Source organism: Mycobacterium colombiense, from assembly GCF_001672755.1.
Classification (GTDB): Bacteria; Actinomycetota; Actinomycetes; order Mycobacteriales; family Mycobacteriaceae; genus Mycobacterium; species Mycobacterium colombiense_C.
This window is the reverse complement of the sequence record NZ_LZKI01000074.1, coordinates 91,886-117,138: the sequence shown is the minus strand read 5'-3', so window position 1 is coordinate 117,138 and position 25,253 is coordinate 91,886. Positions and strand designations below refer to the sequence as shown.

Sequence of the window (25,253 nt, the reverse complement as noted above, 5' to 3'; positions counted from 1 at the left end):
CACAACATGTTTCGCACCCACGACTCCGCGTAGTGCGCGAACGGGCCATCTGGCGATACCCTGGCCGGCATGGCCATCGAGTCCACCATGCTTGCCCTCGGTACCGTCGCCCCGGCCTTCACGCTGCCCGAGCCGGCCACCGGCCGCACGCTCAGTCGCGACGATCTGACCGGCCCCGCCCTGGTCGTCACCTTCATCTGCAATCACTGCCCGTACGTCAAGCACGTCGCCGACGGGCTCGCAGCGCTCGGTCGTGACCTCGCCGAGCAAGGCGTTGCGATGGTGGGCATTTCGAGCAACGACGTGGTCACCTACCCGCAGGACGGCCCCGATCAGATGGTGGCGGAGGCCCGCAGCCATGGCTGGACGTTCCCGTACCTTTATGACGAGACCCAGGACGTCGCCCGCGCCTACTCGGCCGCCTGTACGCCCGACACCTTCGTGTTCGACGGCGAACGCCGGCTGGTCTACCGCGGCCAGCTCGACGACTCCCGGCCCAAGAACGGCCGGCCGGTCACGGCCGCCGACGTCCGAGCCGCGGTCGACGCGGTGTTGGCCGGACAACCGGTGAATCCCGAACAGCGCCCGTCCATCGGGTGCGGCATCAAATGGCGTTGAGGCGCGGTTAAAACATCGACTTCGGGTAGCTGGGCTCCCACTACCGCGAGAGGGAGGCGTGATGCGAGGAGCTGTCATCTACGGTGCCGGCGATGTCCGATTCGAAGACCTGCCGGAACCCGAGATCGTCGCCCCGACCGACGCGATCATCCGCACCACCGCGACCTGCGTGTGCGGCTCGGATCTTTGGGATTACCGCGGCGTCAACCCCGTTCCCGAGCCCAAGCCGTTCGGTCACGAGTACTGCGGTGTCGTCGAAGCCGTCGGCAGCGACGTCACCTCGGTCAAGCCCGGCCAATTCGTCATCGGATCCTTCTACGCCTCCGACGGCACCTGTCCGAATTGCCGCAACGGAGTTCAGAGTTCGTGCGTAAACCGCGTGCTGATGGGCGGCTGCCAAGCGGAGTCGGTGCGCATCCCCTGGGCCGATGGCAGTCTCGTCGCACTGCCCGACCGACCCGACGAGGAATTGATCCCGGACTTACTAACCCTGTCGGACGTGATGGGCACCGGGTGGTTCGCCGCCGAAGCGGCCAGCGTCGTTGCCGGCATGACGGTGGCCGTCGTGGGTGACGGCGCGGTGGGGTTGTGCGCGGTGCTGGCGGCCCGCGAGAAGGGCGCCGAGCGGATCATCGCGATGAGCCGCCACGAGCCCCGGCAGAAGCTGGCCCGTGAATTCGGCGCCACCGACATCGTCACCGAACGCGGCGACGACGGAGTCGCGGTCGTCAAGGAGATGACCGAAGGCGTCGGCGCCGACGCGGTGCTGGAATGCGTGGGCACCGGCCAGGCGATGCAACAAGCCATCCAGTCCGCTCGCCCGGGCGCCTTTGTCGGTTTCGTCGGTGTCCCCCACGACGTCGCCATCACCGGCGAGCAGCTCTTCAGCACCCAGGTCGGGCTGCGCGGCGGACCCGCCCCGGTCCGGCACTTCCTGCCCTCCCTGATCGAGTCGGTCCTCGACGGAAAGATCAACCCCGGCAAGGTGTTTGACCTGCGCCTGCCCCTCGAGCAGGTCGCCGAAGCCTACCGGGCGATGGATGAGCGACGCGCCATCAAGGCCTTCCTGCAACCGTAGGTGAGGTCGGTCACTGCGCTGCCCGGCTCGACGTCCACCGCGTCTTTTCGGCTAACGTCGACCGTATGTCCAAAGTCTCCGGCAACGACCTGATCGACGACGTCACACCTGGCGACATCATCGCCGTGGACCGCGGCTCAGGTGAACAGCCCTACAAAGTCGTCTTCAAGGACTCCAGCGACGCGGGGTATCTCATCACATTCGAGACCGACAGCGGTGAGACCTTTCAGCTCGATCTGGCGGCAGGCACGCGGGTGAAACGGTCCCTTGAGGCGAAATGGGAATCCGCACAGAGCCCCACCCCCAACTTGGAGAACTGAATCCCGCCGTCAGCACGGGCCCATCCGGAACGTGCTGGCGGACAGTCTTTTCGAGACTGACGCGCACGTCGTCCCCGACGCATCGAAGAGGGTTGGGCGCTACGCCGGTCGTCGTCGGCAAGCTCCTCCGGCACGGGCCGTTTGGGTGGCGTCTGGGCGGGTACCGCCATAGCCGCGACGGACGGAGCACGCGATGAGACCTGTTCAAGAGCCAAAAGAACACTTGCATCTGGGCGGTGACCGGGCCGAACGTTTGTGGCGCCGCCCACAACGACGGGTCCGGTGTCACCCATGACCGCGCAACCTCCCGATCCCGACCCGACGCAAATACCGGGGCTGGAGCCTGGCGGGGGCGCTGCACCGGGCACCACTCCCCCGGCCGCGCCCCAAACCTCCGGGGTGTCCGAGCCACAACCGCAGAACACCCGGCGATTCACCCCCGGCTCCGTGCTCACCGTGGTCGGCGTCTGCATCTTCGCCGTCGCGTTCATCGCGGTGGGGGTGCTGATAGTGATGAAGATGGTCGGGGCGACCGGTTAGCATGCCGAACCATTGACGGCGCTTGTGGATTACGTCGGCCCGGTGGCGGCCAGGCCTCCCGCCTGATCGACGCGCTGCAACAGCGAACCGGGGCGGGGCGGTGCCTCATGACCATCGACGCCGAGGAACTCGACACGGCGCTGCGCAACCTGGGTGGCTGACGCGTTGCTGCCCAGCCACTATGGTCCGACGGTGACTCCGTCGCCGACGCGAATAACCCCCTGGGTCACCACCGCCAGGTAGGCGCCCGCGCATGGCTGTGCGCCGTGACCGCCTGTGTTCAAACGATTTTCGGCCGCGGGTACGCGAAGCGCCTGCGGAGCTCGTGGCAGGGGCCCGTGCTCGAGCGTGGGAACCACGCAGCGCGACGTGGCCGTCAGGACGCGCAGCCGCGCCTCCCCGATGGCGATTTCGCTTCCCACCCAGTCGTTTTCGGCATACGGTCGATAGTCGGGCGGCGTCGCGATCACCAGATTCGGGCGGTAGCGCAGCGCCTCCACGCCGATGTGCTCGAGGGTGGCCGTCGTGATCGCATGCAACGGGGCTTCGTCGGTGAACGAATCGCCCGGGGTGGTCGCGGCGATCCGCAGGATGCGGCCGTCGACCTCGGCGTCGAGACCGAGTTCCAGCAATTGCTCCGGATCGGGGCGCACCAGTGTCGCGCCATCGGGGCGTTGGGTGACCAACCGGACCCTCCGGCCGGTCAGCCGCGAGATCAGCTCGTCGACCCCCGGATCATCGGCGGCCACGTCGGTCCCGTCGGGCAGGCTGATGCGCACACCCAGGGCATCGGCATGTGCGGTGCACCTCAACAGATCACGCCACAGCCGTGGATTCTTGGCGCTGGCCACGTGCCCGGTCTCGCCGTCGAGGAGCGCCAGCCGCCGGTCGCCCTCGGCACCGCGCTCGTCGACCAGCAGGCGATCGAGGGCTTCGCCGAGCATCGACTTCACCGGATAGCGAAGCAGCGCCTGTACCCGCATCCCCGCTGCATTCGAGGCCTGGGCGGCCGAGTTGTCCATCACGCGCCTTCACTGAAGTTCCACTGCTCACTGTGCCCGAAATGTCCTGGCGTCACCAGGGATCAGCCGGGAGCCGCGGTCACCACGATCGACTGATCACTGGTCTGCCAGGCCGTCATGAACGTGCCGAAGCTGACTTGTTCGTCGGCGTGGTCGATACCGGGGTCGTTGAGGTGCACGATTTCATTGCCGGTGTCGATGCCCGTCACGACCAGGAAATGGTCGGCCTTGGTGCGCTGGTCTTCGGCGTTCAAGATGACCGAGGAGTTGACGAAGGCGATGACCCTGCGGTCCTTTGCCAGGTATTGCTCGAGGAGCGGCAGTCCGTTCTGGTCCCGGTCGGAGGTGGAGGTCATCTCGGATTTGATCCCGAAGTGGTCGAGCAGGATCACCAGGTCGGACATCGAGATGCCGGCGTTCGGGCCGGAGTGGCTCGGATCGTTGCGTGGCGCGTAAATCGGTCCGGGATTGGCCCCCGACGGCGTCGACTCCGCCAGATCCAGCATCTGCCGTTCGGTGGGCGCGTTGCCGGTGACCTCGCCCACCACGTCGGCGATCGACACGAGTCCGCAGTTGTCCTCGAGCGACTGCGCCACCCAGTACTTCGCCGCGGCGCCCGGGTTGCCGTACATGCCGGGGGCGGTCGTTGCGGCGGGGCCGGCTGCTGATGCGGACAATGAATTAGTCTGTGCCGCAACGACTGTGGTCAACGAGGTGGTGGCGGCCGTTGTCGCCGGCGGGGCGACGCCGCACCCCGAGACGAGCGCCGTGGTCACCAAACCGATGCATGCGCCGATCACGGCCGCGGGGGCGATCCGAAATGTGGGCATGAGCGAGGAGGTCCCGTCGACGGTCGGATGGCCAGCAAACGGTAACACCCGCACCGCACCGCTAGTGCCGAATAAAGCGTGAACCTTTGTGCTCATCCGGATCGACCGACGAACGTACAGCGCCCGGGGCCTGGATCAGCTTGGCAGCAGGCGCTTTTTCTGCTCCTCGAATTCCTGCTGGGTCAAGATTCCCGCGTCGCGCAGCGAAGCCAGTTCGCGCAGCTCGGCGGCGATGCTCGTGATCGGGCCGCCCGCGGCAACCTGCGGTGGTGCCGTCGGCTCGGTCTTCGGCTCCTTTGGCGCCTCGCGGGTCGCCTTCTCGATCTCGCCGCCCCGCGCGCGCTCGCGACCCAGTGCCCCACCGGTACCGGCCATCGCGCGCCCGGCCATGCTGGCCGTAGCCATCTCGCCGAACAAGCTCCCGGTGCCGGTGGGCGCGGCCGCGGCCGCGGCGGCGGCTTGGGCGCCGGCACCGGCGCCGGTGGCCGGCAGCACCAAGGCGGCCGGGCGAATCGCCGGGGCGGCCGCGGCCCAGCCCGGCGGTACCGACAGGCCGCCGACCGTGTTGGCCTGACCCAGCCCCGCCGATGCCAACGTCCCGAATCCACCCGCTGGGTTCGTGATGACCGGAAATGGCGAGGGCGGGACCGCTCCCGTGCCGGGCCAGGATTGCACCCCGGCCCAGCCGCTGACGATGTCGTCGGTGTGGAAACCGGTCAACGCACCGACGATGTCGAACGGCATGGTGATCAGCGTGCCGGGTGCGTCGATGCCGAGGCCGGTGACGCTGGCCGGCGCGTCGAGGAAAATCGCGATGAGATCGCTCGTCAAGTCCAACCCGTTCAGCGCCGACGAGGGGTCGGCGGCGGCATTCGGGGTCACCGCAGCGTTGCTGAGCAGGTTGGGCACCGCCGAGAACGATTGCTGCACGGTGTTTTGCGTGTTTCCGGCGGCGGTGCCGGTGGCTTGGGCCACCGCTTCGGACTGGCCGGCGCCGGAATTGCTGGTCGGGTCGGGTTGGGCGAACGGTGTCAACCGCGTCGCCGAGGCCGCCGTACCCGCGTAGCCGAACATGGCCGCGGTGTCTCGCGCCCACATTTCGCCGTACTCCGCCTCGGTCGCGGCGATCGCCGGCGTGTTCTGGCCCAGGATGTTGGTCGCGACGAGTGCCGCAAGCTGGGTGCGGTTGGCCGTGACCACCGGGGGCGGCACCGTCTCGGCGAACGCCGTCTCGTACGCGAAGGCCGCTGTCCTGGCCTGGTTGGCGGTTTCCTCGGCCTGGGCGCCGGCGGTCCTCATCCACTCCAGATAGGGGGTGATGGCCGCGACCATGGACGCCGACGACGGGCCGACCCATGGGCCGGAGGTCAGGGCCGTGATCTCGGCCTGATAGGAGTTCGCCGTCGATTGCAGCGCGGCCGCCAATTCATCCCAGGCCATCGCGGCGGCCAGCATCGGGCCCGACCCCGGACCTGCGTACATGCGCGCGGAGTTAACCTCCGGCGGCAGTACTGCGAAGTCCATGTCGTTTTCCTCCGATCGCTCTCAACGCCGCGAGGGCATCGACGGCCACGATGCGCGTCGTATGGGGATAGCCAACCCAGCAGCAAACAAATCGCACTCCCTCCCGTGCTGCCAGTGCCGCGAACGAAGACGACCGAATGAGACCGTCCCCAGTGCTAGCGGACCGGCCTCACACGTGTGCAGGTGCTCCCACGTCAACGAATACAGCGAAATTATTGCCGAGAGTTAACGATAGGTTACCTGCACATGACGGCCGAAACTCACAAGGGTTAGGCGCGTATTGCGCAAATCACTCTCAGCCGGTTCTCAACGGGACAGGACCGGCCCCGCCCAGCGTCCGGCGGCCGCCGTTCGTGGGCTAAGAATCGGCTAGAGGCCTGCTCAGGGCGGTGCGGGCGCGTCCAGCGGGTCCGGCCGCGCCGCTTCTGCTTGGATTTGTGGCGTCCCCGCGAGTGAGGTTTGTTGATGAGAATTGTGCTGGCCGCCTATGGCAGCCGTGGCGACGTCGAGCCCTGCGCCGCCGTTGCACGGGAGTTGCGCCGCCGAGGCCACGACGTCGTGATCGCGGTGCCCCCCGACAAGCTCGACATGGCCGAGTCGGCGGGGCTTGCCGCGGTCGCGTACGGGCCCGACAGTCGCGAGCAGATCAACATGGCGACCAATTTCGTCCGCAACGTGGGGAATCCGATAAGCGCGTTGCCGCAACTCATCGAGCGCGTCACCACGGTGTGGACCGGCAAGAGCGAGACGCTGACGTCGGTGGCGGCCGGTGCCGACCTGCTGGTGGCCGGGATGAACGAGCAGCGCCTGGCCGCCAATGTCGGGGAGCGCTTCGGCATACCGCTGGCCGCGCTGCACTTCTTTCCCGCCGAGACCTTGGAACTGGGCCGGCTGCAATCCGAAGTCACCGGCGCGGCCGAAGCGGCCCAACGTCGGGCGCTGGGCCTGCCCGACAACACGTCGACGCAGCCGGCGCTCGAGATCCAGATCTACGACGAGCTGTGGGCGCCCGAACTGGCGAAGCAATGGGCTGGGGGCGGGTACCGGCGGCCCTTCGTCGGGTCGCTGACCCTCGGGCTGCCGGCCGATGCGGACGACGAGGTGTTGTCCTGGATCGCCGACGGGACGCCGCCGATCTATTTCGGATTCGGCAGCACGCCGGTCACCTCCCCCGCCGAGACCGTCGCGGTGATCGGCGCCGCCTGCGCGCAGATAGGCGAGCGGGCGTTGATTTGCAGTGGCCCAAACGATTTCACCCGCATCCCGCCCGCCGACCACGTGAAGATCGTGGAGGCGGTGAATCACGCCGCCGTCTTTCCGGCGTGCCGTGCGATCGTGCACCACGGCGGCGCCGGCACCACTGCCGCGGGCATGCGGGCGGGCGTGCCCATGTTGATTCTCTGGCTCTGGCTTGATCAGCCGATCTGGGCGGATGCGGTCGGCAGGTTGGAAGTCGGCGTGGGGCGGGCGTTCTCGGCTTCCACCTTGGACTCGCTGGTGGCCGACCTGCGCTCGGTGCGGTCGGCGCACTACCTCAGCCGAGCCAGGGAGGTCGCCACCCAGATGACCACCCCCGACCAAAGCGTCGCCGCGGCCGCCGACCTTCTCGAATCCGCCGCTCGCCGGGCGTAGCCGCACCGCCGGTCCCGCCCAGCGGTGGTGCAAACCCCGTTGGTCGTGTAGAAGGTTCTGGTGCAGGATCCGCCGAATAGGTCGTTCGACTTGTCGATGCTGCGCGAGGCGATGATCCGGCGGCTGTATCGCAAGTTGTCGGCCGAGGGCCACATCCGGGTTCCGGCGGTGCCGGGGCTGATCGACGAGTACGTCCAGCTGTGCAACAACGTCTGCGCCACCCTGGGCGTCTGGTGCCCTCCCGAACAGTCCGCACAGTTACGGACCGCGCTGGTGGCCGAGTTGGCGAAGGCCTTCAAGGCCTCCCCCCGTTCCGAGGTCCTCATCTCGTATCAGGCTCCATTCGGGACCGGCGTGAATTTCCGGGTCCAAGCCGATTGGCGCACGGTCGAGGCCGATTACGACCAGTGGATGGCGGTCCGACCGCCGCCGCTGTTCGGCACCGAGCCCGACGCGCGCGTGCTCGCACTGGCGGCGGAGGCGGCCGACCCTTCGGTCTATCGGGTGCTGGACGTCGGCGCCGGAACCGGACGCAACGCGTTGGCCCTGGCCCGGCGCGGACACCCGGTCGACGCGGTCGAGATGACCGCGAAGTTCGCGGAGGTGATTGTCGCCGAAGCCGCCGGTGAATCGTTGGGCGTGAACGTCATTCAAAGCGACGTATTCACGGCGATGGAGGGCGTGCGCGATCGGTATCAGCTGATGGTGGTTTCGGAGGTGGTGTCCGACTTCCGCACGCCGCACGAGTTGCGCGGCATGTTCGAACTCGCCACCGATTGCCTGGCCCAAGGCGGGCGCTTGGTTTTCAACACCTTCCTGGCCCGCGACGGCTACGTTCCCGACGACGTCGCGGTGCAACTCAGTCAGCAGTGCAACAGCATGATCTTCACCCGCGACGAGGTGACTGCCGCGGCGGCCGGACTGCCCCTCGAGCCGATCGCCGACGACTCCGCCTACGAATACGAGAAGGCCCGGTTACCGTCGGACGCCTGGCCGCCCACCGGCTGGTTCGAGGGATGGGCCGGCGGCCTCGATGTGTTCGACGTCCCGCGCGACGACTCACCAATCGAGTTGCGCTGGCTGGTGTTTCAGAAGGCGGGCTGACCGCGGCGACTACGCGGTCAGATCGCGGGTCGCCGGGCCCTCGAGCAAGGTGCCGTCGGGTGCGAACCGCGAGCCGTGCAGCGGACACTCCCACGCGTTGTCGGCGTCGTTCCAGTTCACGATCCCACCCAGGTGCGGGCACACCGGAGAGACGCGGTGCTCGGTCCCGTCAACGCGGCAGCGGGCCTCCAGGTGCCACGGCGGGCCACTCACCACACCGCCTTCGCCGTCGACCGGGCTGCGGCGGTGAGTTCGCACCGCCGGGGTGATCCAGCCCTTCGTCAGATTGAAGCCGACTTCGAGGTTGGACTGCAGGGCCGTCGCCACGCCGGACAGCTCGTGCGGACTCCAGCTGGCGAACGCGCGGGCCCAGTCCATCCGCCCGCCCAGGATGCGGCTGGACAGCGCCAACGCCGCGGCGGGGCCGTTGGTCATCCCCCACTTGTTGAAACCCGTTGCGACAAAGATGCTGTCGGTGTTCGGCAGGATGGGGCCCACGTACGGCAGGTGGTCGATGGGCGTGTAGTCCTGCGCCGACCAGAAGTGGGTCTGCACGGCACCCGGATAGTGCTTGCGCGTCCACGTCGACAGCTCGTCCAGCGCCTCGGACGGACTCTTCTCGCGGCCCACGGTGTGGCCGGCCCCGCCCACGATCAGCCGCTCCCCGTCCGCGACCGGCGCGTAGCGCACCGACCGTGTCGGCGAGTCGGTGGAGATCATCATCGGCCGGGTGACGTTGCCCGGAACCTTGAAGGCCAAGCAATACGACCGCATCGGCTTCACCCGCGCGAAATATCCGCCGCGATCCAGGATGGGGATCCCGGTGGCGAGCACCAGTTGGGCCGCATGAAGTTCGACGTCCCGCTGCGCGGCGTCGTTGACCTGAACGCGCACCCCCTTGCCGCGCCAGGACACCCGCCGTACCCGAGCGTGCTCGACCAGCCGTCCACCGCGACTCAGCAGCTCGACGGCCAGCGAGTCGAGGAAGGACATCGGGTCGAACTGCGCCTGATCGGCCAGCCGCACACCGCCGTGATATGCGAACGGCACCTCGGCGTCGTCGTCCCACACCACCGGCAGGCCCACCGCCTGACACGCCGCGAGCTCGGCGCGCGCCGACGGGACGCCCCGCACGGACTGGGCGTAGGTGTAGGCATCCTCGCGCTGCACCGCCACGCCCTGCGCCTCGCAGTGGCCCAGCACCCACTCCTGGCCCTCGCGGTTGCCGTCGACGTAGGCGCGCGCGACATCGCGGCCGTGCCGTGGCAGCACCTTGGAGAGCTGACTGCCCTGCAGCAGGCTGATTTTCGCGGTGGTGTTTCCGGTCGCGCACGCGCCGACCGTGCGCGCCTCCAGCACCAGCACATCCTTGCCCGCGCGTGCCAGCAGCACCGCCGTCATCAGGCCGGTGATGCCGGCGCCCACGACGATGACATCGGCCGACGCGGGGCCCTGATCAAGCCGGCTTGGGGCCCAAGGCTGTTCGGTGCGTTCGGTCATCCACAAAGAAGTCACGGCTGACCTGATACCCCGGCCCGGCCCGGGGAAACGCCGCCACCAGCTCACGCCCGCTTCAGCCGGGTTTTCGCCTCCTTGACGGCGTCCGCGGCGGTTCGGGCCGCTTCCCTTGCCTTGTCGTAGTGCTTTTCGGCGGCACTGAGTTCCCGCTCGGCCGCCCGCAGTGCCCGGGCCGCATCGTCATGTTGCTGCCGGGCGGCATCCCGCTGGGCCTGTCGCTCGGTCAGGATGTCGTCGGCCTCGGCCTTCGCGCGTTCGGCGCTGGCAACGGCCGAGCTCAATTTCTCGCGCCGTCGCTCCTGTGCCTTGTCGTCCGCGGACCGCTTCGGCGCCGGGGCGGTCTGTGCCTTTGCCGGTTTGTTGGGCATATCCACCGATTCCGGCACCGTGTCGCCGTCGCCGAAGGCGCCGAAACCCGACCACTGCTCGGGCCGGGTCAACCTGCCCAGCCGCGCGCTGATCTGCGGGTCGGCGATCGCGGCTTGCAGGGTGCTGGTCAGGTCTTCGCGCACGGCCGCCGACGGTTGCGCCACGTCGGCCGCCCGCAGCGCCGTGCGGGTGAGTTCGTCGAGAAGCTCGTGTTGTTCGGCTGACAGTTCCCGGATGCTCCCGCCGTCCATCGCCGCGTGCGCGGCGCGCAGTCGCTCGCCCAGGTCTGCCAGCCGCTGCCGGGTGTCGGCGTGCCGGAGCGCCAGCCGGTTGACGATCCACGCCGCCGTCGTCGGTTTGTTGGCGGCGGCAATCCGTTTCGCGGCGGTGGTATCGCCGCGCTGCTTGGCCGCAGCGGCCAATCTGGTGCGCTCCGCGGTGAACTCCTTTGGCGGCACCTCGTAGAGGCTGTCGAGTTCCTCATCGGCCATGAAGCCATGATCTCTCGCGGGACGGCCGGTGCGGCTTGGAGTGACGAAGCCGAACCGCCCGTCGGTTTAGAACACGCACGTCGCGGGATATCTCAACTACAACATTCGACTTCGCCGGGCGGAACTTCGCAGCCTGCGAGCAACAGAGAGCAGGGATTCGGCAGCTTCATGACGTCCAAGTTCAGCGATCAGTTCGTCGGCCGGATCCTCCGGATGAGCCGCCCTCGCCAGCTGCTGCTCGCGGTGTGCGTGATCGTCGCCGTGGTGGGCGCGATATACGTCGCGTCGACTTCGCACTGCTCAGGCCCCGGCTGCAGTCAATCCAGTGCACCCACGAAAACCGCTGAGCCGGCCCGAATAACGATCACCCCGGGTCCCAACGCGCATGATGTCGACCCCGTCGCCCCGGTCACGGTCAAAGCCGACAACGGGACGTTGACCGGCGTCGACATGGTCAACGAGAGCGGCAAACCCGTCGAGGGTGTCATGACCCCGGACAACACCGTGTGGAAGCCCACGGTCCCGCTGGGCTACGGGCGCACCTACACGCTGACGGTCAGCAGCAGCGGCGTCAGTGGCGTTGCGGCCAAGCAGGTTTCGTCGTTCTCCACGCTGAAGCCGTCGAACCAGACCAAGGTGTCCTTCACCACCACGTCGGAAGCTACGTTGCGCGACGGCGGCACCTACGGCGTCGGAACGGTGATCGTGGCGCACTTCGACGAGAAGATCGCCGATCGTGCCACGGCCGAGCGGCAACTGTCCGTGACCACCGACCCGAAAGTCGAGGGTTCCTGGTATTGGGTCGACGGCCAGAACGCGCACTGGCGGCCCGAGCGCTACTACGCACCGGGCACGAACGTCACCGCCGAGGCGAAGATCTACGGAATTGCCCTGGGAGACGGCCTGTTCGGGCAAGACGACACCAAGGTGTCCTTCCGTGTCGGCGATGCGCACGTATCGATCGCCGACGACGCCACCCACCAGGTCAGCGTGTTCAGCAACGGAAACCTGCAGCGCACGATGCCCACGAGCATGGGAATGGGCGGCACCGAAGACGTCGGCGGCAGGACCATCTCGCTGTGGACCCCGTCCGGCGTCTACACCGTCCTGGACAAGGGCAATCCCGTCATCATGGACTCCTCGACCTTCGGCCTGCCCAAGAACTCGAGGCTCGGCTACCGCGAGACCATCAATTGGGCCACCAAGATCAGCTCGGACGGCATCTATCTGCATGAGCTCGACGCGACGGTCTGGGCCCAGGGGCACCGCGACACGTCGCACGGCTGCCTGAACCTCAATGCCGACAACGCGAAATGGTTCTTCGACTTTTCGGTGCCCGGCGACGTGGTCGAGGTTCGCAACAGCGGCGGGCCCCCGCTGACGCTGGCGCAGAACGGCGACTGGACGCTCAGCTGGGACGAGTGGCGCAAAGGCAGCGCGCTGAAGCCGACCTGACCGTGATCTGGCTCATTCGTCACCGGCAGTTGTGCCGCACTTCACAATAAAGTCTTGACTCGTTCCAAATAAGTGCGTCATATTGGTGGCGTGTCATCGACGGCCGATTACGCGAACAGGTTGCGGATGGCCGATCTGCGGGTGACCCGGCCCAGAGTTGCCGTGCTCGAAGTCGTGGACGCCAATCCGCACGCCGACACCGAGACGATCTTCTCGGCGGTCCGCGTCGGCCTGCCCGAAGTCTCGCGCCAAGCCGTCTACGACGTGCTCAATGCGCTGACCACCGTCGGTCTGGTGCGCCGGATCCAGCCCCTGGGCATGGTCGCGCGCTATGAATCGCGCGTCGGCGACAACCACCACCACGTCGTCTGCCGATCCTGCGGGATCATCGCCGACATCGACTGCGCCGTCGGCGACGCTCCCTGCCTCACCCCCTCGGACAACGACAACGTTCTTGATGGCTTCGTTCTCGACGAGGCCGAAGTCATCTACTGGGGCCTGTGTGCCGATTGCTCGACAACAGGCTCCTAGATCACAGCCGTGATCGCAGCCCGATTCACCCACCCCCGAAAGGAATGCTGTGTCATCTGATACATCCGCTAGCCGTCCACCCCAACCCGACGCCGGGACGGCCAGCACAAGCGAAAGCGAAAACCCAGCAATCCCTTCACCGCAGCCGAAGTCGAATGCTCCACTGACGAACCAGGACTGGTGGCCCAACCAGGTCGACGTGTCCAGGCTGCACCCGCATGCGCCCCAGTCCAACCCGCTCGGCGACGACTTCGACTACGCCGAGGAGTTCGCCAAGCTCGACGTCGACGCGCTGAAGGCCGACATGGTCACGCTGCTGACGACCTCGCAGGACTGGTGGCCCGCCGACTACGGCCACTACGGAGGCCTGTTCATCCGGATGAGCTGGCACGCGGCCGGCACCTACCGCATCTATGACGGTCGCGGTGGTGGCGGCCAGGGTATGCAGCGCTTCGCCCCGCTCAACAGCTGGCCCGACAACGCCAGCCTGGACAAGGCGCGCAGGCTGCTGTGGCCGCTGAAGAAAAAGTACGGCAACAAGATCTCCTGGGCGGACCTGCTGCTCTTCGCCGGGAACACGGCCCTGGAATCGATGGGATTCAAGACGTTCGGCTTCGCCTTCGGCCGCGAAGACGTCTGGGAGCCAGAGGAAATCCTGTTCGGTGAAGAAGAGGAATGGTTGGGCACCGACAAGCGCTACTCGGGCAAACGCGATCTCGCGCAGCCCTACGGCGCCACCACCATGGGCCTGATCTACGTGAATCCCGAAGGGCCCGAAGGCAAGCCGGACCCGGTCGCGGCCGCGATCGACATCCGCGAGACCTTCGGCCGGATGGCGATGAACGACGAAGAGACCGCCGCGCTGATCGTCGGCGGCCACAGCTTCGGCAAGACCCACGGTGCCGGTGACGCCGACCTGGTCGGACCCGAGCCCGAGGCCGCCCCGATCGAACAGCAGGGGCTCGGCTGGAAGAGCGCCTACGGCAGCGGCGTGGGCAAGGACGCCATCACCAGCGGCCTGGAGGTCGTCTGGACGCCGACTCCGACCAAGTGGGACAACTCCTTCCTGGAGACGCTGTACGGCTACGAGTGGGAGCTGACCAAGAGCCCCGCCGGGGCGTGGCAGTTCACCGCCAAGGACGGCGCCGGCGCGGGAACCATCCCCGATCCGTTCGGTGGACCGGGGCGCGCGCCGACGATGCTGGTCACCGACATCTCGTTGCGGGAAAGCCCGATCTACCGCGACATCACCCGGCGTTGGCTCGATCACCCCGAGGAGCTGGCCGACGCCTTCGCCAAGGCGTGGTACAAGCTGCTGCACCGCGACATGGGTCCGGTCTCCCGCTTCCTGGGACCCTGGATCCCCGAGGCGCAGCTGTGGCAGGACCCGGTTCCGGCCGTCGACCACAAGCTCGTCGACGAGAAGGACGTCGCGGACCTGAAGAGCAAGGTGCTCGCATCGGGTCTCTCCGTCCCCCAGCTGGTCAAGACCGCCTGGTCGGCCGCGATCAGCTACCGCAACACCGACAAGCGCGGTGGTCCCAACGGCGGCCGGCTTCGCCTCCAGCCGCAACGGAATTGGGAGGTCAACGAGCCCTCCGAGTTGGACAAGGTGCTGCCCGTGCTGGAGCAGATCCAGCAGGACTTCAACGCCTCGGCCTCCGGCGGCAAGAAGATCTCGATTGCGGACCTGATCGTGCTGGCCGGTTCCGCGGCGGTCGAGAAGGCGGCCAAGGACGCCGGTTACGAGATCTCGGTCCACTTCGCCCCCGGGCGCACCGACGCCTCGCAGGAGACCACCGACGTGGAGTCCGCCGCCGTGCTCGAACCGCGGGCCGACGGGTTCCGCAACTACGCGCGGCCGGGCGAGAAGGCCCCGCTCGAGCAGCTTCTGCTGGACCGCGCGTACCTACTCGGTGTGACGGGTCCGGAACTCACGGTGCTCGTCGGCGGACTGCGTGCGCTGGGCGCCAACCACGGCGGCAGCAAACACGGCGTGTTCACCGACCGGCCGGGCGCGTTGACGAACGACTTCTTCGTCAATTTGCTCGACATGGGCACCGAGTGGAAGGCATCGGAGACCGCGGAGAACGTCTACGAAGGGCACGACCGGGCCTCCGGCGCGCTCAAGTGGACCGCGACTCCGAATGACCTTGTCTTCGGCTCGAACTCGGTGCTGCGCGCATTGGCCGAGGTCTACGCGCAGGACGACGCCCAGGGCAAGTTTGTGGAGGACTTCGTCGCGGCGTGGGTCAAGGTCATGAACAACGACCGATTCGACCTCACGTAATTCCCCGGATACCGAACGACGCCCCGCGGGTCATCGGCCCGCGGGGCGTTCTTTCGGGTCTGGTTCAGCGATCGAGATCCCACTGCCCGAAGTCGGCGGCGAGGACATCGTCGACATCGACATTGATGCCGCCCAGCAGTGGTCCCGGATTCCCCGGACTGTTGACGACCGTTTGGTAGAGGACCGCGGCGGGTTCGCGATCGCCGTGCGACCAGGACCGCGTCTGCCACACCCATTGGTGTCCCGCGCTGGTGGACGGACCGATGACGCCGTCCCTGATCGCCCATCCACACACCTGGGCGTCTCCGTAGATGCCGGTACGGCCCACGCCCAACACCGAGTTGATCCCTCGAAACCATTGGACAGCAGCGCTATTCCAAGCGGTGGCGTCGATGGCGTCGTCGACGCTGAAGAAGATGGGGGCCGAGTTCGGGCCTCCCGCCGCGGAGTGCAACTGCATGGCCGTGTGGGCGTCGGCCACGCCGCCGTCAAAGCCCCGGGTGAAATCCGACGGGTCGGGCCAGCCGGGCTTGCCGTACTGGAAGTTGCTGACGATGTGCAGCCCCGCCGCGCGCAGCGCGTCGGCGTAGTCCCGGGTCAGCGGCTTGGCCTCGAAGTTGGCGCCCGGCCGCGACTGCGACACGTAATTCACCACGCCGTCGTAGCCGGCCGACTTGATCTCGTCGGGAGCGATCCGGCGCTCGGCGAAATCGATCAGCCTCATGCCGGCCGCCGACGCCTTCGGGGCCTCGGCGCCCGAGCCCAGGCTCAGCAGCGCCGGCGCCATGGCATAGGCGCCGGCGTATTTGAAGAGGTCACGCCGCGACGGCGACCGCTGATCGCCGCGCGCGCCCGGTCCGGCCGAATCCCGCACCGCGCGATGGTAACAAAATGCCGCGCCTTCTTTCGGCCGATCTTCGCCGGTCAGCGTGGGCCAACTTGGGGGGCCGCGTGGCCCGAACGGACCGGTCGGAAAGATGACGGATACCGACCAGTGGCATGATCTTTGCGTGTCGGACATCCTGGGGGCCGCCTGCGCGCGGGACGGCGGATCTCCGGCTCGTTGCGCTCGATTAGGTGATCGAACTATAGTCTGGACACATGTCCAGTTTGCTGTCACGGGGTTCGGGAGCCCGTTGACCGCGATGGATTCGGCGCCATTCCGCGGTCACTTTCCAGCAAAGAAGAGTTGAGTATGCGAATTGCCCTGCTGTCCTACCGTAGTAAGACCCATTGCGGCGGACAGGGCGTGTACGTGCGCCATCTCAGCCACGGTCTGGTGGAACTCGGTCACGACGTCGAGGTGTTCTCCGGGCAGCCGTATCCCGACCTGCTCGATCCGCGGGTCCGGCTCACCGAGGTGCCCAGCCTTGATCTGTATCGGGAACCCGACCCCTTCCGGGTCCCGCGGCCGAGCGAGATTCGTGACTCCATCGACCTTCTGGAACTGCTCACCATGTGGACAGCGGGCTTCCCCGAACCGCGAACGTTCACGATGCGGGCCGCGCGGTTACTTGCCCAGCGGACAGCCGATTTCGACGTGGTCCACGACAACCAGAGCCTGGGCACCGGACTGCTCAGCATCGTCGAGGCGGGACTTCCGGTCGTGGCCACCGTGCACCACCCGATCACCCGCGATCGGGTGCTGGACCTCGCCGCCGCGCGATGGTGGCGAAAGCCGTTGGTACGCCGCTGGTATGGGTTCTTGGACATGCAACAAGAGGTCGCCCGGCACATCCCCGACCTGTTGACCGTCTCGTCCTCGTCGGCCTCGGACATCATCGCCGATTTCGGCGTGGCACCCGAGCAACTTCACGTCGTCCCGCTGGGAGTGAACACCGAGCTGTTCAAACCGGGATCAGGCCCCCGCGAACCCGGCCGCATCATCGCGATCGCCAGCGCCGACACCCCGCTCAAGGGTGTGCGCACCCTGCTGCAGGCGGTCGCCCGGCTGCGCACCGTCCGTGATCTCGAGTTGCGGTTGGTTGCCAAGGTGGAGCCCAACGGCCCGACCCACAAGCTCATCGCCGAACTCGGGATCTCCGACATCGTGCACATCACCAGCGGGTTGTCCGACGCCGAGTTGGCCGCTTTGTTCGCGTCCGCGGAGGTCGCCTGCATCCCGTCGCTCTACGAAGGGTTTTCGCTGCCTGCGGTGGAGGCCATGGCCAGCGGCACCCCGATCGTCGCCAGCCGGGTCGGCGCACTGCCGGAAGTCCTTGGGACGGACGGTGCTTGCGCCGAGCTGGTGCCGCCCGCCGACGTGGATGCGCTGACGCACGCGCTCGGTGAACTCCTGGACTCCCCGGAAAAGCGCCGCAGCCTCGGCAAGGCGGGCCGCACCCGTGCCGTCAACGTCTTCAGCTGGGAAGCGGTCGCCGCTCAGACCGTTCGGGTCTACGAGCGGGCGATCGCACGCAACGCGCAGAGCGGAGCGCCATGCTGACAGTCGATTTCGACCGGCTCGGGATCGGGCCGTCGACCAAGGTCATCGACGTGGGGTGCGGAGCCGGCCGGCACGCGTTCGAAGCGTATCGGCGCGGCGCAGACGTCGTCGCCTTCGACCGCGACGAAGCCGAATTGCGTTCCGTGGATACAATTCTGCGCGCGATGGCCGAAACGGGCGAGGCGCCCGGCGGCGCCTCGGCGACGGTGGTCGTCGGTGACGCGCTCAAGTTGCCCTACGCCGATCAGACGTTCGACTGCGTCATCGCGTCGGAGATCCTGGAGCACGTTCCCCAGGACGACGCGGCGATCGCCGAGCTGATCAGGGTGCTCAAAATCGGTGGCACGCTCGCGATCAGCGTGCCGCGGTGGCTGCCCGAGCAGGTGTGCTGGTGGCTGTCGGACGAGTACCACGCCAACGAGGGTGGCCACGTACGCATCTACCGCGCCAGCGAATTGCGCGGCAAGATCCTGGGCGGTGGACTGGAATTGACCCACACCCATCACGCCCACGCACTGCACTCCCCCTTCTGGTGGCTCAAATGCGCTGTCGGCGTGGAGAACACCGAACACCGCGCGGTGACCACCTACCACAAGCTGCTGGTGTGGGACCTGATGCACCGGCCGAAGATCACCCAGCTGGCGGAGTCGCTGCTCAATCCGCTGGTGGGCAAGAGTGTGGCAATGTACTTCGTCAAACCGCAGGAGGCAAAAAGCGAAGCGACTGAAGGATATTCAGTTGCATCGGTCTAACCCGCCCGCAGTTCCGGGGGTCCTGACTCCCGAACAATGCCGGCAGACCGCGCTGTCCATCGCCGCCGCACAGGAACCGTCGGGTGCCATCCCGTGGTTCGAGGGCGGCCATACCGATCCGTGGGATCACATCGAGTGCGCGATGGCGCTCACCACCGCCGGGCTGCTGGAGCCGGCGCGGGCCGCCTTCGACTGGAGCCGCCGCACCCAGCGCCCCGATGGCTCGTGGCCCATCCAGTTCCGCGCGGGTGTCATCGAAGACGCCAACAGTGACAGCAACTTCTGCGCCTACATCGGCGCCGGAGTGTGGCATCACGTGCTGGTCACCGGCGACGAGACGTTCGCGACCGAGATGTGGCCGGTGGTGCACAAGGCGATCGACTTCGTCATCGACATGCAACTCGGCTACGGCGAGATCGGTTGGGCGCGAAGCGAAGCCGGCGTGTTACCGGAAGCCCTCCTGACCGGATGCTCGAGCATTTTTCACAGCATCCGCTGTGCGCTCGCCCTGGCCGCCTTGGTCGAGGACCCGCAGCCGGAGTGGGAATTGGCGCTGGGCCGGCTGGGTCACGCCGTCTCCGCGCACCCGGAGGCGTTCACCGAAAAGGACCGCTACTCGATGGACTGGTACTACCCCATCCTCGGTAGCGCCCTGCGCGGTCCGGCGGCGGCCGCGCGCATCACGCAGCGTTGGGATGCGTTCGTGGTCGAGGGCCTGGGCATCCGGTGTGTCGGCGATCGTCCGTGGGTGACCGGGGCCGAAACCTGCGAGCTGGTGATGGCGCTGGACGCCATCGGGCAGCACGCGGATGCGCACCGGCAGTTCGCCGCGATGCAGCATCTGCGCGAAGGCGACGGATCTTATTGGACGGGACTGGTTTTCGCGGACGGTAAGCGGTGGCCCGAGGAGCGCACCACCTGGACCGGTGCGGCGATGATTTTGGCGGCCGACGCGCTGTCGAACACCACCGCCGGGGCGGGAATCTTCCGCGGCGACGAGCTGCCGGTGGGCCTGCAGACCGACTTCGATTGCGAATGCGTTGTCACCGGTCCGGGCCGATAACGGGCCGCTCCCCTAGAGCTGCTCCCCCGGCTCACCACTGACACGTTCGAGCAGCCGCAGCGATCCGGTGGCCGAGACCTCCCGGAACTGGCCGGAATCGAGTGCGCGACAGTAGATGTAATACGGTGGCCGCCCGCCGTCCTTGGGGTCGGGGAACACGTCGTGGATGACCAGCGCGCCGCCGGTGTCGACCCATTTGGCCCAGCCGTCGAAATCCTGGTTCGCGGCGACCTCGCTGTGGCCGCCGTCGATGAACAGGAACTGCAGTGGCGCGCGCCAGGCCCGCGCCACCAGCGGTGACTTGCCGACGATCGCGACGACGTGGTCGCCCAACCGGGCGGTATCGAGCGCACGACGAAACGTCGGCAGCGTGTCGAACAGGCCCGTGACCTCATCCACCATCGACGCGTCGTGATAATCCCACCCGGCCTGGTGCTCCTCGGAACCGTGATGGTGGTCGACGGTGTAGACCACGCCACCGGTCTGTTGCGCCGCCGCACCCAGCAAAAGGGTGGACTTGCCGCAGTATGTGCCGATCTCGACGCCGATCCCGCCGCCGAGATACCGCAGCGCGGCCTCGTACAGCGCGCGGCCCTCGTCGGCCGGCATGAAACCTTGCACCTGCTCGGCCAGCGCGAACAAGCGCTCGGGCGCATGCGCGTCGACGTGACTCATCAGCTGAACCTATCGTCTCGATCGACGCAGCCGGCACCGTGGTCGTTGTTCGCGCTGAGCGATCGCTCGCGATCTGTATCCCGGCTGCCCAGCGGGCGGAGCGGGTTCGCTCTAACATCATTCTGTGCGCGCCTTGCTTATCCGTGAATTTGCTGGTGTTGGCTTTGCCGCGGTGATGGCCGCGGCCGCCCTGATGCTGCCCGCCGCGGTGCTGCCGCCCGGGACACCGGGGGCGGCACCGCGGGCTGCGGCCGCGAACTGCCCGCCGGTGCAGATCGTGTTCGCGCGCGGGCGCAACGAATCACCCGGGCCCGGCGTGCTGGGCAATGCGTTCATCAGCGACGTGCGCAGCAAGGTGAACAGGACCGTCGGCGCGTACGCCGTGCAGTACCCGGCCGACACCGAGGTCGCGCAGGGCGCCAACGACATGAGCCACCACATCCAGGACATGGTCAACAACTGCCCCGACACCCGGCTGGTGCTGGGCGGCTATTCGCTGGGCGCGGCGGTCACCGACGTCGTGCTGGCGGCGCCCATCGGCGCGTTCGGCTTCGACAGCCCGCTACCGCCCGGCACCGATCAGCACATCGCCGCCGTCGCCTTGTTCGGCAACGGAAGCCAGTGGGTGGGTCCGATCACCAACTTCAACCCGACCTACAACGACCGGACCATCGAGTTGTGCCACGGCGCCGATCCCATCTGCAACCCGGCCGATCCGAACACCTGGAAGGAAAACTGGCCACAGCATCTCGCCGGCGCCTACATCGACGCGGGCATGGCCAACCAGGCCGCGGACTTCGTCGCCGGCAAGCTCTGACCCGCTTCGCCCAACGGCGCCCTCCCTCCCGACCGCTGGGCAAGGCTCACATCCGCTAGGCGGGTTCGCGCGTCGATCAGTTCGCCAGTGCGTGTCGGCATGCCGATGAGAATGCGGGCCGGCAGGCGCCCGAGGACCTCGATCCCCGGCAATCGCAGAACTTAGGATCGAGAGCAATCTGCGCTAATTCCAGATCTGCGCCGCCAGCTGAGAGGAGACGCGATGCCGCGTCTTGATCCGATCCCGCGGAGTGATGTCAGCGACGAATTCACGCTCAAGATGTACGACTTCATGTTCGGCGATCGTGATCCGGTTGCCGAGCCGGGCGCGGTGGGCGGCACACCCGGCAACTGGTGGACAGTGATGGCGCAGTCCCCTGCAGCGCTGCGCCATGCGGTGCGCGGCTTCCGCCTCTACCGCGAAGAGGTCTCCATCCGCGCCGATCAGCGCGAGCTGGGCCAGATCCGGGCGGGCTGGGTGGTCGGCAGCCGGTTTGTCTTCTCGCAGCACTGCAAGGCGTGCCGGTCGGCGGGACTATCCGAGGAGAAGATCGCGGCCATACCGTCTTGGCAGACCGCCGAGTGTTTCGACCAGACCGAGCGGCTGTTGCTGGCGTACGCGGATTGCCTGGCGGGACAACATGGCCGAGTGCCCGAGGAATTGTTCACCCAGCTGCGTGAGGTCTTCACCGACACCGAGATCCTCGAATTCACCTACACCACGACCATGTACGTGATGCACGCGATCATGTCTCGGGCCCTGCGGCTGGAGTTCGACGACGTCGACGACCCGGTAGTCGAGGTTGACGATCCGGCGGGCGGCGGTGTGCTCGATATCGGCGCCGCGACCTCCGGGCGTGACTGACGTGTCGCGTTGAGCGGTTTCTCGAGCTGTCTCAGCCAAAAATGGTCGATCGCAAGAGGGCAAACGCGGCGGCAAAGGCGATTGCTGCGGTAAGCGAACGGGGCGTTGTCGCCGCACCCTGGTCGTCGGGCACTGGCAGCGCCCACTAACGGATACTACGAATAGTAGTAGCGTTGGGCAGGCTCCAGATACCTCAACTAGAACTTGAGAGTTTCGGCAGATACGGCCCGATTAACTGTTTGCTCCGCGGCCTACTTTTCAGAGGCGCGAATAACGATCGGGTCCACGCGAATTGGATGGAGAATTCAGGCGGGGGTGTTGCCGCTGGAGTACGGCTTGAAGTTGCGGACCATCGGAACGACCGGATTACCAGCTGCGGCGCGCTGGCGGGCGCGGAAAGACGGGTGACGGCGCATTGCTTCATTGCGTTCGCGTTCTCGACGTTGAGCGGCCGCCCATGCTGGATGGGCTTGAAGGAATATAACCGTGCCTTCTGGTGTATTCGCCACGATCGTCACTCCTCTCAGCACCACCCGCAAAAGCTACAACAGTGTGGTTATCGGATCGTGATTCCAGAATGCCCGCCGAATCCTGAGACCAAACCACCTGTCAAGGTGAGAATTGGCCGTGAATTCGACGAATGTAATCCGTTGCCACTGCCGTGCTGTCGTCCGTACTGGTACGACCGCGATCAAAACCCTAGCGACGGGCACCGACAGAATTCCCGTTTGAGCCTCATGCACGGTTGCCTGCTAGGGTCCTGTGCTTATGCCGGAGATCGATCGCCGCCGCATGATTCTGACAACCGGGATCGGCGTGCTGGCAGCTACGCTGCCGGCCTCGAAAGCCTGGGCCTACCCACCCCGACAGGACGAACCTGCCGGTCGGATACCGCCGCCCGCGGCGCCCAGCGGCCAGTCCGGGAGCTACATCTTCTCGGACGAGTTCGATGGTCCGGCAGGCTCCGCCCCCGATGCATCGAAATGGGCGATCGCCAAAGCCCGCGAGACGATCAAGGACCCGACCTATTGGGAGCTGCCCGAGCACATCGGGCAGTACCGCGACGATCGCCGCAATGTGTTCGTCGACGGCAATTCCAATCTGGTGCTGCGCGCCGCCAAGGACGGCCCCACCTACTACAGCGGCAAGGTGCAAAGCCTGTGGCGCGGCGGTGTCGGCCACACCTGGGAAGCCCGCATCAAGCTGAACTGCCTGACCCCGGGCGCCTGGCCCGCATATTGGCTCGGCAATGACGATCAGGGCGAGATCGACGTCATGGAGTGGTACGGCAACGGCAAATGGCCGTCGGCCACGACCGTGCACGCCAAGGCCAACGGCGGCGAATGGAAGACGCACAACATCGCGGTGGACAGCGCCTGGCATACCTGGCGCACGCAGTGGGACGAGGCGGGCATCCGGTTCTGGAAGGACTACACCGACGGCGCTGCCCCCTACTTCGACGTGCCGGCGAGCTCGCTGCCGGACTGGCCGTTCAACGGGGCGGGCTACACGGTCTATCCGGTGTTCAACCTGGCAGTCGCCGGGTCGGGTGGCGAAGACCCGGGCCCCGGCAGCTACCCCGCCGACATGCTCATCGACTGGATACGCGTCTGGTAGTCGGCACGTCTCAGTGCGTCAGCAGCGCGATCGCGCTCGTGGGCCTGCCACCCGGACGTCGCAAATCCGATCGCAGCCAGGCAAGCGGGCGCATCCAGATCGGTAAGCGGCCGAACCGGTTGGCCGCCACCATCAGCGATTCCGCCTCGACGGCTCGCCAGCCGAGCTCTTCGAAGAAGGCCAGCCCGTTTTCGGGCGCGAACTTGAAGGGTGCGTTCTCCGAGATCCCGGCGACATTCTTGTTGACCCGCTCCTTCAGGCCGGGAAAGGCGAAATCGATCATCCACCAGGCGACCTGAGGTCGCTTGATCGCACCCGAAAGGGCCGCGATGTCGGAGGCCTCCAGATACATCGACAACCCCTCGGTCAGCACGAAGGCCTTCGTCGCGCCGTCCAGCGCTTCGCTGAAGAAGCTGTCTCGCGCGTGCGGGTCGGCGAGGTCAACCGGTATGCGGTTGAGCCGGCAGCGCGGGGTCTGATCGGCGAGTACTTGCGTCTTTTCGGCGAGCAGCTTGGGCAGGTCGGCCTCGATCCAGATCAGGTCCGGCGGGAGGTCGAGGCGATAGGGCCGGGTGTCCAGGCCGGCGGCCAGGTTCAGAACGCGGTCACAGCCGTGCGCGAGTGCGTCGGCGATGGCGTCGTCGATGAGCTTGGTCCGTGCGACCAGCCAGCAACCGCTGCGGTCCGTCCATGGAACTCCTGCGACGATCGCGCGGCCCTGCTCACCGGCGAGGCGTTCCGCGAGGTGGTCGTTGAACAGCGCATCGGGGCGGGCCGATTCGGTCGCTCGGTGCAGCGCCGTCCAGCGGGCCGTATCGGAGACGTGGGTGATGGTGTGCGCTGGACCAGACATACGTTGCGTTATAGCAGTACCGTCCGCGTCCTACTGACCAGCCCTGCCTCCGGCGAACCAGGCCTCGGTCACGGTCCGGGTCGCGGGCGGCGGGAGGACGGCGTCGGGTGCGCCGAGCCGACCGACCCTGACGGTCCATGCCGGCGATGAGCGGTCGATACAGGATCCGGCGCCCTGGCTGGGCAGCCACAGCACGGCAAGGTCGCTGCCGCATCCGTAGACGCCGGTGTACCCGTCGGCTCGTCCGCCCCACGCACCGCCGTTGCGCAGCAGGCAGCGGGTGCCGTCGTCGAGGGTGAGCGCGAACGGATCCGGGGTGGCGGTCGCGTGCACGGGCGGAAGCTGGCCGTCGAACGTCACCCGGTGCATCTGCATGTCCCACGGATTGTCTACGCACAGAAGCGATCCCGGCGTCGACGGCCAGCAGGTGCCGGCCCCGGCCGCACTCGGCGAACAGTAGTAGACGTTGTCGGCAACCGCCGACGGCGACGGTTCCGAGCAGTCGCCGGCCTGCCCGACGTTGCCCGGCCCCGATGCCACCTTGTACCCGTTGATCGCTTCGCCGCTGGGCCCGACGGCCATCACGGTGATCACCTGGGTGGCCGGCGGATCCGCGCCCGCGGGTCCGGCCGTCGAGGTCGCCATAACCAGGAAGGCGACCCAGACCGGCACCATGCGGGTCACCACGTTCATCGAGCCAACCCTTCTCCCCTTTGTGCAGAGTAGAGCGCGCGCGAGGCCGGCGGCCCGAAACGGCCGGGTCCGTTGCCGGCGTCCGGTTGGGGGCGCGTGATTGGGATCGGTAGCCGCCGGACGGGTCTGTACTTACCGCAACGACGCCGCC

General features: G+C 67.2%; 24 protein-coding genes. 15 read left to right on the top strand and 9 right to left on the bottom strand.

Annotated features, from left to right (window positions below; all coding sequences use genetic code 11):
* Positions 1-69 precede the first annotated feature (69 nt).
* The 4 genes from A5708_RS11445 to A5708_RS26205 all read left to right on the top strand — a co-directional run bounded on the left by A5708_RS11445 (position 70) and on the right by A5708_RS26205 (position 2,556).
* Positions 70-618, top strand: a complete 549-nt coding sequence (locus A5708_RS11445; RefSeq protein ID WP_065028738.1) for a thioredoxin family protein — start codon at positions 70-72, stop codon at positions 616-618.
* A 61-nt stretch (positions 619-679) separates the two neighbouring features.
* Entirely contained in the window at positions 680-1,696 is a 1,017-nt protein-coding gene (locus A5708_RS11440; RefSeq protein WP_065028749.1) for a zinc-dependent alcohol dehydrogenase family protein, read from the top strand.
* 65 nt (positions 1,697-1,761) lie between these two features.
* Positions 1,762-2,016, top strand: coding sequence for a hypothetical protein (locus A5708_RS11435; protein ID WP_065028737.1), 255 nt, complete (start codon positions 1,762-1,764; stop codon positions 2,014-2,016).
* A 291-nt stretch (positions 2,017-2,307) separates the two neighbouring features.
* Complete coding sequence (locus A5708_RS26205; protein ID WP_081292909.1) at positions 2,308-2,556, top strand: DUF6480 family protein; 249 nt, start codon at positions 2,308-2,310, stop codon at positions 2,554-2,556.
* A 179-nt stretch (positions 2,557-2,735) separates the two neighbouring features.
* On the opposite strand, the gene A5708_RS11430 is transcribed toward A5708_RS26205, so the two are convergent.
* The 3 genes from A5708_RS11430 to A5708_RS11420 form a co-directional block, all read right to left on the bottom strand.
* Entirely contained in the window at positions 2,736-3,578 is an 843-nt protein-coding gene (locus tag A5708_RS11430; RefSeq protein ID WP_065028736.1) for an MOSC domain-containing protein, read from the bottom strand.
* 62 nt (positions 3,579-3,640) lie between these two features.
* A complete protein-coding gene (locus A5708_RS11425) occupies positions 3,641-4,408 on the bottom strand; it encodes a C39 family peptidase (protein ID WP_065028735.1) in 768 nt (255 codons plus the stop codon).
* 135 nt (positions 4,409-4,543) lie between these two features.
* The gene (locus A5708_RS11420; protein ID WP_065028734.1) at positions 4,544-5,932 is read right to left on the bottom strand and encodes a PPE family protein, SVP subgroup; all 1,389 of its coding nucleotides are present in this window, start codon (positions 5,930-5,932) and stop codon (positions 4,544-4,546) included.
* Positions 5,933-6,397: 465 nt separating this feature from the next.
* Between A5708_RS11420 and A5708_RS11415 the strand changes: the two genes are divergently transcribed.
* Both A5708_RS11415 and A5708_RS11410 read left to right on the top strand, forming a co-directional pair.
* Complete coding sequence (locus A5708_RS11415) at positions 6,398-7,564, top strand: glycosyltransferase (RefSeq protein ID WP_065028733.1); 1,167 nt, start codon at positions 6,398-6,400, stop codon at positions 7,562-7,564.
* A 60-nt stretch (positions 7,565-7,624) separates the two neighbouring features.
* Entirely contained in the window at positions 7,625-8,668 is a 1,044-nt protein-coding gene (locus A5708_RS11410) for a class I SAM-dependent methyltransferase (protein WP_065028732.1), read from the top strand.
* Positions 8,669-8,677: 9 nt separating this feature from the next.
* Here the strand turns inward: A5708_RS11410 and A5708_RS11405 are convergent, their stop codons facing one another.
* Positions 8,678-10,168 carry an FAD-dependent oxidoreductase gene (locus tag A5708_RS11405; RefSeq protein ID WP_065028731.1) on the bottom strand — a complete coding sequence of 497 codons (1,491 nt, stop codon included), beginning with the start codon at positions 10,166-10,168 and terminating at the stop codon, positions 8,678-8,680.
* 62 nt (positions 10,169-10,230) lie between these two features.
* Positions 10,231-11,046, bottom strand: coding sequence for a hypothetical protein (locus A5708_RS11400; RefSeq protein ID WP_065028730.1), 816 nt, complete (start codon positions 11,044-11,046; stop codon positions 10,231-10,233).
* A gap of 168 nt (positions 11,047-11,214) precedes the next feature.
* Between A5708_RS11400 and A5708_RS11395 the strand changes: the two genes are divergently transcribed.
* From A5708_RS11395 to katG, 3 genes are all read left to right on the top strand, one after another.
* Entirely contained in the window at positions 11,215-12,501 is a 1,287-nt protein-coding gene (locus A5708_RS11395; RefSeq protein ID WP_065028729.1) for a L,D-transpeptidase, read from the top strand.
* Positions 12,502-12,591: 90 nt separating this feature from the next.
* Positions 12,592-13,032, top strand: coding sequence for a Fur family transcriptional regulator (locus tag A5708_RS11390; RefSeq protein WP_065028728.1), 441 nt, complete (start codon positions 12,592-12,594; stop codon positions 13,030-13,032).
* Positions 13,033-13,081: 49 nt separating this feature from the next.
* A complete protein-coding gene (katG, locus tag A5708_RS11385; protein ID WP_065028727.1) occupies positions 13,082-15,322 on the top strand; it encodes a catalase/peroxidase HPI in 2,241 nt (746 codons plus the stop codon).
* Between the two features lie 64 nt (positions 15,323-15,386).
* Here katG and A5708_RS11380 read toward each other — a convergent pair whose 3' ends face one another.
* Entirely contained in the window at positions 15,387-16,196 is an 810-nt protein-coding gene (locus tag A5708_RS11380) for a DUF1906 domain-containing protein (protein ID WP_065028726.1), read from the bottom strand.
* Between the two features lie 321 nt (positions 16,197-16,517).
* Here A5708_RS11380 and A5708_RS11375 point away from each other — a divergent pair, with 321 nt between their 5' ends.
* From A5708_RS11375 to A5708_RS11365, 3 genes are read left to right on the top strand one after another with little or no spacing between them, the layout of a single operon-like run.
* Complete coding sequence (locus tag A5708_RS11375; protein ID WP_065028725.1) at positions 16,518-17,768, top strand: glycosyltransferase family 4 protein; 1,251 nt, start codon at positions 16,518-16,520, stop codon at positions 17,766-17,768.
* Positions 17,762-18,520 carry a class I SAM-dependent methyltransferase gene (locus A5708_RS11370; protein ID WP_065028724.1) on the top strand — a complete coding sequence of 253 codons (759 nt, stop codon included), beginning with the start codon at positions 17,762-17,764 and terminating at the stop codon, positions 18,518-18,520. The genes A5708_RS11375 and A5708_RS11370 overlap by 7 nt, the downstream gene beginning before the upstream one ends.
* On the top strand, positions 18,507-19,583 hold the full coding sequence (locus A5708_RS11365; RefSeq protein ID WP_065028723.1) for a prenyltransferase: 1,077 nt from the start codon (positions 18,507-18,509) through the stop codon (positions 19,581-19,583). The genes A5708_RS11370 and A5708_RS11365 overlap by 14 nt, the downstream gene beginning before the upstream one ends.
* Before the next feature lie 12 nt (positions 19,584-19,595).
* Here A5708_RS11365 and A5708_RS11360 read toward each other — a convergent pair whose 3' ends face one another.
* Entirely contained in the window at positions 19,596-20,258 is a 663-nt protein-coding gene (locus A5708_RS11360; protein WP_065028722.1) for a class I SAM-dependent methyltransferase, read from the bottom strand.
* Between the two features lie 175 nt (positions 20,259-20,433).
* Between A5708_RS11360 and A5708_RS11355 the strand changes: the two genes are divergently transcribed.
* From A5708_RS11355 to A5708_RS11345, 3 genes are all read left to right on the top strand, one after another.
* The gene (locus tag A5708_RS11355) at positions 20,434-21,075 is read left to right on the top strand and encodes a cutinase family protein (RefSeq protein ID WP_155765979.1); all 642 of its coding nucleotides are present in this window, start codon (positions 20,434-20,436) and stop codon (positions 21,073-21,075) included.
* A 222-nt stretch (positions 21,076-21,297) separates the two neighbouring features.
* A complete protein-coding gene (locus A5708_RS11350) occupies positions 21,298-21,939 on the top strand; it encodes a carboxymuconolactone decarboxylase family protein (protein ID WP_065028720.1) in 642 nt (213 codons plus the stop codon).
* 768 nt (positions 21,940-22,707) lie between these two features.
* Positions 22,708-23,556, top strand: a complete 849-nt coding sequence (locus A5708_RS11345) for a glycoside hydrolase family 16 protein (RefSeq protein WP_065028719.1) — start codon at positions 22,708-22,710, stop codon at positions 23,554-23,556.
* A 10-nt stretch (positions 23,557-23,566) separates the two neighbouring features.
* On the opposite strand, the gene A5708_RS11340 is transcribed toward A5708_RS11345, so the two are convergent.
* Both A5708_RS11340 and A5708_RS11335 read right to left on the bottom strand, forming a co-directional pair.
* Complete coding sequence (locus tag A5708_RS11340) at positions 23,567-24,409, bottom strand: class I SAM-dependent methyltransferase (protein ID WP_065028718.1); 843 nt, start codon at positions 24,407-24,409, stop codon at positions 23,567-23,569.
* Positions 24,410-24,439: 30 nt separating this feature from the next.
* Positions 24,440-25,102 carry a hypothetical protein gene (locus A5708_RS11335; protein ID WP_065028717.1) on the bottom strand — a complete coding sequence of 221 codons (663 nt, stop codon included), beginning with the start codon at positions 25,100-25,102 and terminating at the stop codon, positions 24,440-24,442.
* Positions 25,103-25,253 lie beyond the last annotated feature (151 nt).